Source organism: Psychrobacter sp. AOP7-C1-14, assembly GCF_052376135.1.
Taxonomy (GTDB): Bacteria; Pseudomonadota; Gammaproteobacteria; order Pseudomonadales; family Moraxellaceae; genus Psychrobacter.
In genome coordinates this window covers 48,282-58,557 of record NZ_JBQSVH010000020.1, presented here as the reverse complement: position 1 = coordinate 58,557, position 10,276 = coordinate 48,282, and the positions used below count along the sequence as shown (strand labels likewise).

The following is a 10,276-nucleotide window of genomic DNA, read 5'->3' as shown; positions in this document are numbered from 1 at the left end:
AGGGATGGGCTCACGCTTGACTGTGTAGGCTGGTTCAACAAGAAGCGTCTGCATAGCACGATTGTTTATTTGCCACATTTTGAGTTTGAAAAGCGGTATTATGATAGTTTAATCCTATCAGGGACTACTGCTTGACTCAAGTAAAACACTCTCCGATATAGTTGGGGCGGCTCACTGCTGCCAACTGTGAATAAAGCTTGTATTAAGCTGATAAAAGTTATCGGCTTCTTAAATGATCATGCCGTCTTTTAAACATTAAAAAGAATATTAATTTTCAATAGCGCTATAATTCTGTACTGTCAAAACTGACATAACCATCATTTGAGCCTAAAAAAGGTGTTATTATTTCAATAACGCCTAGACATGGCACTGACATAACTGACGAAACTATAAAAGCTCGCTTACACGTGGGTTGATGTAGTAGCGCTCGGTTGGTCGTCCGCCTCTACCAGTACTTGGTACACTCTCCCAAGTTAGCCAGTCATGTTCAATTAACACTTCTAATGCATTGAGCACATCATCAGTAGCCGTGAGACCCTTCCAACCTCTGCGAATTAGCTGGCGAGCTGTGAAGCCATGAGTTAGCCAATCGGTTATGTCTGTTTTGTCAATTCCCTTTTCAGCAACTTTCAGTATTTTCTCACTCAAATAATGCGCTTTAATATTTGCGCTATCAGTAACAAGGCTATAAATTCTATACATATGAGTTTCAAGCATTTTTTGCCACTTAATAGCCGTTTGTAATGCAGTTAGGCTTACCCCACCTAAGTTAGTGTCATACTCAATACAGTCTATTAAATGGAAGATAAGCGCTAATGATGGTACTGTTTTAGTGTATTTCATTAGATGTTCACTTATGATGGTGTGATTACTGGCTTCTGCTTTAGCAGTGTTGTGGTCATACCATTGTAAAAAGTGTTCGGCTGCTTCTTTAGTAAAGCGGTAATGTGGCCTATTGCAAAATTGGTCAGGCTCACAAGCGCCATACCTTAGAAAGTCGCCTATAGTCATATTGTCTATATTCTCAAACAAGTCATATACTGATTGGCGTGTTCCTTTATCGACGGCTATATCTTTTTCTTTACGGCCTTTGATATGGTCAGGATAAACAGATAATTGAAAGCGTTGCATTAATCCATCGTTACCCAATCCCTTAATTGAGTTAGATAGATAGTGCTCTAATTTATCAGGTTGTATGCCACCTACTACCGATAAGCAATGATTTTCAATGAATATTGATCCTCTCATCACTCTATCCATTATCTTACTGCCTGTACCGTTATAGGCTTCTAAGTAGAAGTTTCTTGCTTGTTCATTTTGTTCACCTTTAAGCGCTGCCAGTAAGCCTGTCAGTTCGTCACGTTCTACCAGTAAGCCGTTATGGGTTTGGCTTAGTAGTTCGCCTAACTTTTGATAGGTACTATCATCAGTGATATAACGCTTTAGCATGGGCGTTGTTTCATCTGCTTCACTGGCTTCTGCTATGCTTTGAGCTTTAGCCTTTAAATCATCATCTGTTATAGGGTTTTCGGTGTCGTCTGCCTGTTTTGCCTGCTCTTTAGCGAGTTTTTTCAATTCTTCTCTAGCCGCTTTGGTCTTAAATTCGTTTACCTCTTTTTGGGTGGCAAACTCTTTTTTAAAATGTTCATACTGCTCTTTCGCTTTAAAGGTCAGGTTATGTAATGGCTTCACGCCAGCAGATAGAGCAGGGCTTTTCTTAGTTGATGGATTGCCAATAATAGCGCCCCATAGGTTGGGTATAGTTTCCCAATCATCTAGCATCTTAGGAAATATGCTTACCTTTGTGCCTATGGTACTGGCTAGTCCAATTACTAAAGGTACGCCTATATATTCATGTGGTGTGCTTAGCCTGTGGGCTTGGTTATCGGTATAACGCCATAAAGTCTCGGGTAGCATATCGCTGGTAATAGTTTTAACGGGTGGTAAGGTTTGGGTTATCGGTGTGGGCTGTGGGTGTCCTACGCCTTTAAGGTCAATAATGTCAGCATCAGCTATTAGATCGTTATAGCTTTCACCATAACTTAGGGCTTCATATATAGGCGTATGCTCACTGACAATAGCAGTTACGTTTAAACCTTCAAGCTGTTTTAGCTTGAGTTTATCGGCTGGTAAGGCGGTCACAATAACGGTTATGTGTCTTACTTGTTCAAACTCTTCTACCATCTGTTTAAATAGGCTCGGCACAATACTGGTTATAACGGTTACTGACACATCAGCACTTATATAAGCGGTATAGCAGTTTATGGCGTCGGTCAGGTTATCAGTAGCGATAATCACATCATCAAAACCCATAGCCCCTAATATGAAGGCGCTAGGTTGGGCTGTGTCTGCTATGAAGGGTGCTCCCTTACCATCTAGAGGTATGCTGGCAAGATTGACTGTTTGGGCTTTGCTATTGTACATTAATAGCCCCAGCGTACCAGCAGTGCCAAGTTGTATTTGCCCTTCTAGTTGTCCAGAAAAAATGGTAATATTACAGTGTAGTTTATAGATATCAGTATTTTCATGAGTATTGATTAGAGTTGCTAGAACTTCGTTATCTGCTACGTCTGCAAACGTAGCGGGTAAGAAGTCAGCCATATATTGAGATAAGCCTATGCCGCTAGCATAGGCTTTTTCTTTGATATATTTAGTCATTAGTCACCTCCTGACTATCAGAAGGATATAAGCTCTGGCGCTCTAGCCACTCTAGAACCTCAGAGTTTTTCCAAGCCACTATGGTTGGCGACAATCTAATACTAGCAGGGAATCTACCGTCTCGTGACCACTCATGAAGCGTAGTGCGTCCAAATGGCAAAAGTGGCAGGATGTTTTTAGCGCGTGACATGCCTTGAAGTGGCAATAGTTTTGCTAAATCTTTGTTCTTATGGGTTTTAGTGGGGGTGTCAGATTCTAACATTCTATGTCTCCATATGAGCCGTGACGGGATGTCACGGTATGGATAGAATGATAGTTATATAAGTTGTAGGAAGGTTGAAGGTTGAAAAGATAGATTGAACCTTCAATCTATTTTAATGTTTAGAATCATTAGTTGTAAAAAAGAATTCTGAAAATTCTTCTAGGCATTGTTTAATACGCTGATCAGGAGCTTCAAGCCCATAAGTATGTGCATGGTCAATTTGCAATTCATCAGTAAGTTTTTTAATTTCTCTTTTTATAGCTGATTTATTAGGTTTGTTACCATACTTAAACTGTGAGGATTTTTTAGAAAGCATGATAGCCATTACAGCAATTAATTTAGAGTCCTGGCTCCTAGTGCTTTTATTATTTTGTTCTACTATACTTAATGAAGAAATATTATCAGATATTTTGTGCTGAGTGTTTATTGCTTTGAATAAGCACTCAACGTTCAGTCTATCAAATAGCAATTTACAAGTTTCGTTTATATTTAATCTTGGAGTGTTAACTTGGTCAGAAGGGTACAGTTGATATCCCAAAAACTCATATTCATTGTTTTCTATGGGGTCATCAATAAACCGCTTTATATGAGCAACTGGTTTAGTAAATCCAAGCTCAACTTGTATTCCTTGTGGAGTATTCAGAATACACAAAGGCGATAATCTAAAAATGGCATGAGTTTTATTTTCTTCACGTGGTGGTTTAGTACAATAGCCGTGTTCAAACGTCTTAATGAGATTTTTTATAGAGCTTATAGTAGGACTATATTCATATAGGTGATAAAGTTCTTTCTTATTGCTACTAGATTCGGGTTTTTCTAGAGCATCAAGAAGAGTCTCAGTGATTTCAAATGAAGCGAGAGGTATGACGGATTCTACGATACCCGCTAATCCTTTATACTCTAAAAAAGGTACTAAATGATTATCTGAGACTAAGTGGAAAATAATTTCATTTAACTCTTCTGTATTATTTGTATCAATATCTAGATTTTCAGCCAATAATACCTCTAATTCACTTAGGGTATAAAATTCTTTAAGTTCGTTATTCATAACTCCTCTACTTCTGTTAGTTGTTAATTTTGTTATTAATAGCATTACGAATAAAATCAGCCCATTGATCCATCATGTCTCTACGATAGTCTAAATGCTGAGCGCCATTATAAGCTCGACTAATCTTGCTCTCTTGTTCATGTGCAAGCTGTAACTCAATCGCTTCGTGCATAAAACCCTGTTCATGAAGTGTTGTACTAGCTAATCCCCGAAAACCATGCCCCGTCATTTTGTATTTATAACCCATCTGATAAAGCGCGTTAATAAAAGCATTTTGACTATAAGGCTTGCGAGTGGATGGGTTATAGAATACATATTGATCAGAAAAATTTAGCTCTTTGATTTGCATTAATATATCTATAACTTGTGGAGCAAGAGGCACAATATGAGGCCTATCCATTTTCATTTTATCTGCAGGTATGCGCCAAACTTTATCGTTCCAGTCAATTTCTGCCCATTCCATGAATCTAAGCTCATTAGTACGCACGAACGTGTAGCATAGGAACCATAGACCTAGTTTGACTGGGATATGGCCAGTGTAGTTATCAATGTCACTTAAAAGCTGAGGTAACTCTTTTGATGTAATGCGGCTATGATTTTTCGTTTTATGTGGTTTAATAGCTCCCGATAAGTCTGCTGCAGGGTTTGATGTGGCCATGCCGGTGCGAATAGCATGTTTAAATATTTGTCCAACCTCTGCCATTATGCGGCGAGCCATTTCATTAGCGCCGCGTGCCTCGATACTTTTACCAATCGTCAAAATATCAGGCGATGTAATGTCGTCGATTAGTTTATGACCGATAACTGGCTTAACGTCACGTATGTAAGCTGAATAGTTGCGACTAAACGTACTTGGCGCTAAAAAGGTTTTACGGTCTGCATACCAAGTCTGTGCAATACTATCAAAAAGCCTCGAGCCATCTTGCTCAGCGCGCTTTTCTTTTTTCTTGTCTTTTGGGTTAATACCTTCACTAATAAGCTGCTTTATTTCTAGGTTACGCTGGCGTGCTTGTTGTAATGTAATTACTGGGTATTTACCTAAAGTGAGTGACTGCTGCTTTCCTTGCCAGCGATAAGCGCTGACCCAGACTTTGTTTCCAGTATGTCTTACCCACAGCTGCAGACCGTCACCATCACTGTGTTTATCGGGCCGGCTAGGGGTGCATTTTTCACTTGGAGTTAGTTTGTTAATTGTAGTATGAGTTAATGGCATGTTGGTATATCTCCGCATTGGTATAATCTATACCAACAAATATACCAATATTCTATATGGTTCGCCATACACCAAGGTATTCTTAAATACTGTGAAACCCCATAAAAAAAGGCTTGCCGCATCGCTGCGAACAAGCCTGATTCAAAATGTGGTGGGCCCAGTAGGACTTGAACCTACGACCAAAGGATTATGAGTCCTCTGCTCTAACCAACTGAGCTATGGGCCCTAACGTTAGACGCACAATGATACCTGATTTTTTTAATTTTTCAAGTAGAAAATGAGTAGTAATAAAGATATTTTTACTGACATGCTATTTTTTATCAAAACTGACTACCAGCTAAGGTCAGACTACGGCCTCCATCGATTGTAATGATCTCGCCAGTGACATAATTTGCCTGCACAAGATATAGCACACTATGAGCAATTTCGTCAGGTTGGCCTATGCGCCGCATGGGTATGGCATCGATGATATTTTGTTGTTGCTCGTTATCAATAGCTTGGTCGCTAGTAGGGTCAGGTAAAATATTGACCCCAGGTGCAACCCCGTTGACACGCACTTCTGGCGCCATCTCTAGCGCTAGCGACTGCACCATCATTCGATGAGCAGCCTTTGCCATGTTATAGACAGTATAATTGCTAAACGGCCTATCATGAGCATGTATGTCCAATAAACTGACAATACAGCCTTGTCGCTGCTTAAGATATGGCAGTAACGCTTGGCTTAGTAATAAAGGGGCTTTGGCATTGGTTAAAAATAACTCATCCCACTGTGCGCGATCGATACTACCGAGCGGGCTAGGGTAAAACCGCGAGGCATTATGCACCAGCACATCAAGCTGTCCAAATGACTCTATGATATTTTTAACAAGGCTGTCTAAAGCCGTCTCATCGTTGACTATCGTTAAGTCAGCCACGATAACTTTTGCACTATTAGCACGGATGTCGTTTAACTGATTAGCTAAGTTATCCGCATCTTGTTCACTACGGTGACAATGGATGATAACGCGGTAACCTTGACTATGAGCCGCTTTAACAATAGCCGCCCCAATGCGCCTAGCACTACCTGTGACCAGCATCACGGGCGTTTGGTTACTTGTGTTTTCTGCGTGGCAGACATTAGTTTTTTGGTTCATCGCAATACTACTTTTTTCTCTAGGGTGCTTGTCTATATCATTGTTGCGCTTGCAAGTGTTCAATCCTACTTTGGCGTAAGGCGGCACCAATGGCTGGACCTTTGAGGTCTGGATCAATATCGGACATACCGATAGCGTGGAAGCTATTGAGTGCGAGCATCATTTGACGATGCTGTGTGGCCAGTTGTAAGACATGACTGCATACCAGTAATTGAGAGAGCTTATCAGGTTCCTTATGCGCACCGCAGGTTTGGATTAGATCGATTTTTTCAGCTGCACTTATACTATTTATTGCGCTTAATTTTTCAGCCTGTTGAACGAATAAAGTCGCGAACTGCGTATGTGTTTTCGGGACTTTGGCTTTATTACCGATAGTATTAATACTTTTTATAGCAGTTGATAGGTTAAAAGTAGACTCAAAGTTTTCGCTATTAAATAATGATGGGATTAAGCTAGTCATTAGTAGTGCCCAACGCTGCGATAAACTCAGCTGCATCTGACCTGTAAAATATAACGCTGTCTGCACCGTTTCCCTTATATGAACATCATTCCAAGCATGATGCAAGGGCGCGAAATACTCTGTCAGTGCACCAATTTCAAATAGTTTTTGCCAATAGACTTGCGGTGATAGTTGCAGAGTTGCACGGCTTGATTCTTGCCAGATACGCTCTGCACTCAAATGAGAAAGCTCTTCTGAATCGACTAGCTGACGCATTAACACCAAAGTGTCATTCGCAATGGTAAAGCCCAAGTCGTAGTAACGGCTATAGAAGCGTACTGTTCGAAGTACACGTAATGGGTCTTCGCTGAAAGCAGTGGACACATGACGCAACGTCTTGCTTTTTAAGTCTTGTAGTCCGCCATAATAGTCGATGACTTGTCCGTTAATGGGAGTGTCATCGGTTAAGCTGGTAACTTCAATTGCCATCGCATTGATCGTTAAATCACGACGGCGCAAATCATCCTTTAGACTAACATCAGGACTGGCATGTACGCTAAAACCTTTGTAGCCTGAGCCTTGCTTGCGCTCTGTACGTGCTAATGCATACTCTTCATGACTGGTCGGATGCAAAAACACAGGGAAGTCTGCCCCAACTTGTTGAAACCCTGCATCAATCATCTCTGCAACCGTAGCACCAACGACGACGAAGTCCTTGTCCTTAATAGGACGCTTGAGTAGTCGATCGCGTACAGCACCGCCCACAAGATAAATTTGCATAGAAGCCTCTTATTATTTAGTTTTATATCATCAGCTCAATTTTTATGAGTCAAAAAAACAGCCAATGCTTTATAAGTTGCATTGACTGGTTTTAGTATAGCAGAAGGGCTCTGTCAATGGATGACAGAGCCCTTCTTAATCGTGCAGTCACACTATGTATGATATATGACTATTTTTCGTTTTCTAGGTCTTGAGCTTCAGTGACGGCCAGAGCGGTCATATTGACGATACCACGTGCTGTCGCTGATGGCGTCAAAATATGTACCGGCTTGTTAGTACCTAATAAGATAGGTCCAATAGAAGCACTGCTAGTAGCTGTTTTAAGCAAGTTGAAGGCGATGTTTGAAGCATCGAGTGTTGGTAGGATGAGCAGGTTTGCTGCACCTTTTAGTGGGCTTGATGGCATATGATTGAGACGAATACTCTCATTTAGCGCGGCATCACCTTGTATCTCACCATCGAACTCAAAGTCGACATTCATATCTGTTAGTAGCTGATATACCTTGCGCATTTTGACAGCGCTAACGCGATCTGAAGCACCAAAGTTAGAATGAGACACTAGCGCGACACGTGGAGTAATGCCAAAGCGACGTAATTGCTCAGCTGCTAAGACTGTCATTTCAGCCAATTGTTCAGCAGTTGGATCTTCGTGGATATAAGTATCCGCAATGAAAATATTACGATCTTGCATGAGTACAGCATTCATCGCATAAAAATCGTTCATATCTTCTTTTTTACCAATGACACTTTCAACATATTTTAAGTGCAATTGATAATGACCAAATGTACCACATACCATACCATCAGCCGCACCGTTTTCGACCAGTAAAGAACCAATCAAAGTCGTCTTACGGCGCACATCACGACGCGCAAGCTCAATACTCACACCGCGGCGTTTATTTTTCTCGTAGTAGCCCTGCCAGTAGTCTTTGTAGCGTGGATCATCATCAACGTTGACAATGGTAATATTCTCGCCATCTTTGAGACGCAAGCCCAGTTTTTCGATATTCGCTGCAATGACTGAAGGACGACCAACCAGAATAGGGTCTGCCAGTTTTTCATCAACAACCACTTGCACAGCAAGTAGGATATTGTTGTCTTCACCTTCACAGTAAACAATACGTTTTGGAGCAGATTTTGCACGAGCAAAGATTGGCTTCATGACAAACGCTGAGTTGTAAACAAACTCTGATAGACGCTGACGATATACTTGCATGTCATCGATAGGTAGAGTAGCAACGCCTGAATCCATTGCTGCTTTGGCGACAGCAGATGCAATTTCAATAATTAGGTTTGGCTCTAGAGGGCCTGGAATTAGGTAGTCACGCCCAAAACTTTGCATTTTTTCAATGTTTCTAGCGCTGGTCGTTGGCGTTGCTTCAACATGTGCCATCGCAGCGATTGCTTTTACGCAAGCGACTTTCATCTCTTCGTTGACAGTAGTCGCACCAACGTCTAATGCACCGCGGAAAATATATGGGAAGCATAGCGCGTTGTTTACTTGGTTTGGATAGTCTGAACGACCGGTTGCCATAATGACGTCTGGACGTACCGCATGTGCCAACTCTGGCATGATTTCAGGTGTTGGGTTAGCAAGTGCAAAGACGATGGGGTCTTTTGCCATACGGCGAACCATATCTTCTGATAGCGTACCTGGCATTGATAAGCCTAGGAACATATCAACATCGTCCATTACTTCTTCGATAGAAGTAGCCGTGGTATCACGAGCATAACGTTGTTTGGTTTCATCAAGGTTTTCACGGCTAGTACTGATGATACCGCGTGAGTCCGAAACAATGATGTTGTTCTTATTAACACCAAGTGCGCAAATAATATCTAAGCAAGAAATAGCTGCTGCACCTGCACCTGAACAAACAATTTTAATCTCTTCGATTTTTTTACCAGTAATCAACAAAGCGTTTAGCATCGCTGCGGCAACGATGATTGACGTACCATGTTGGTCATCATGGAATACAGGAATGTTCATGCGCTCACGTAGCACACGCTCAATTTTGAAACATTCTGGTGCTTTAATATCTTCTAGGTTGATACCACCAAAGGTAGGCTCAAGTGAGGCGACCGCTTCGATGAACTTATCTGGATCATTTTGAGCAATCTCAATATCAAAAACGTCGATACCTGCAAACTTCTTGAATAGGACGCCTTTACCTTCCATAACTGGTTTTGACGCCAATGGACCGATATTGCCCAGACCCAGTACAGCCGTACCGTTAGTGATCACACCAACTAAGTTGTTACGTGCTGTGTATTTAGAAGCAAGCTTTGGATCCTTTTGGATCTCAAGACAAGGTACCGCAACGCCTGGAGAGTAGGCAAGCGCTAAATCGCGTTGGTTGGCTAGCTGCTTAGTAGGGGTTACTGAAATTTTACCTGGGCGTGGAAACTCATGGTAATGTAGGGCAGCTTGTTCAAACTGCTCTTTTTCTGTACTGAGGTTATCCGTATTCGAAGTGGTATCGTCATTCATAATAATTGCCATGGTTGGAATAAATTGGAATAAATTAAATGGTGATAAAAAATAACGTCTAACCCTCTAAAAATCATTGAATGATAACAATTAAAAGGTACAAAGACGTTAAACGACTTATGACCACCAGAATCATGGTCTGCGATCGAAGATCAAATCAAAAAAGCAAACTGGCTAAAATATTCATTCTAGCACTATTGATAATTCACTGCCTAGTCAACAACAGCAAATTGTGCGAATAATATAATAAAATGA

7 protein-coding genes and 1 tRNA gene are annotated in these 10,276 nt (G+C 41.1%); all 8 read right to left on the bottom strand.

Translation table 11 applies throughout. The features are described 5' to 3' along the window. Nucleotides 1-387: 387 nt before the first annotated feature. Nucleotides 388-2,658 (bottom strand): YfjI family protein, encoded by a 2,271-nt coding sequence (locus ACT3QN_RS11745; protein ID WP_444529218.1) that lies wholly within the window; start codon nt 2,656-2,658, stop codon nt 388-390. Further along, nucleotides 2,651-2,920 carry a helix-turn-helix transcriptional regulator gene (locus ACT3QN_RS11740; RefSeq protein WP_444529217.1) on the bottom strand — a complete coding sequence of 90 codons (270 nt, stop codon included), beginning with the start codon at nt 2,918-2,920 and terminating at the stop codon, nt 2,651-2,653. The genes ACT3QN_RS11745 and ACT3QN_RS11740 overlap by 8 nt, the downstream gene beginning before the upstream one ends. A 112-nt stretch (nt 2,921-3,032) precedes the next feature. Further along, nucleotides 3,033-3,968, bottom strand: coding sequence for a hypothetical protein (locus ACT3QN_RS11735; protein ID WP_289057227.1), 936 nt, complete (start codon nt 3,966-3,968; stop codon nt 3,033-3,035). 16 nt (nt 3,969-3,984) lie between these two features. After that, nucleotides 3,985-5,181: a tyrosine-type recombinase/integrase gene (locus ACT3QN_RS11730; protein ID WP_289057225.1), complete on the bottom strand. Its 1,197-nt coding sequence runs from the start codon at nt 5,179-5,181 to the stop codon at nt 3,985-3,987. Nucleotides 5,182-5,330: 149 nt separating this feature from the next. Then, nucleotides 5,331-5,407, bottom strand: a tRNA-Ile gene (locus ACT3QN_RS11725). A gap of 94 nt (nt 5,408-5,501) precedes the next feature. Next, entirely contained in the window at nt 5,502-6,314 is an 813-nt protein-coding gene (locus ACT3QN_RS11720) for a pteridine reductase (RefSeq protein WP_444523509.1), read from the bottom strand. 37 nt (nt 6,315-6,351) lie between these two features. Beyond that, on the bottom strand, nt 6,352-7,533 hold the full coding sequence (locus tag ACT3QN_RS11715) for a tRNA nucleotidyltransferase (RefSeq protein WP_444520865.1): 1,182 nt from the start codon (nt 7,531-7,533) through the stop codon (nt 6,352-6,354). Between the two features lie 169 nt (nt 7,534-7,702). Next, on the bottom strand, nt 7,703-10,021 hold the full coding sequence (locus tag ACT3QN_RS11710; RefSeq protein ID WP_444523510.1) for an NADP-dependent malic enzyme: 2,319 nt from the start codon (nt 10,019-10,021) through the stop codon (nt 7,703-7,705). Nucleotides 10,022-10,276: the final 255 nt, after the last annotated feature.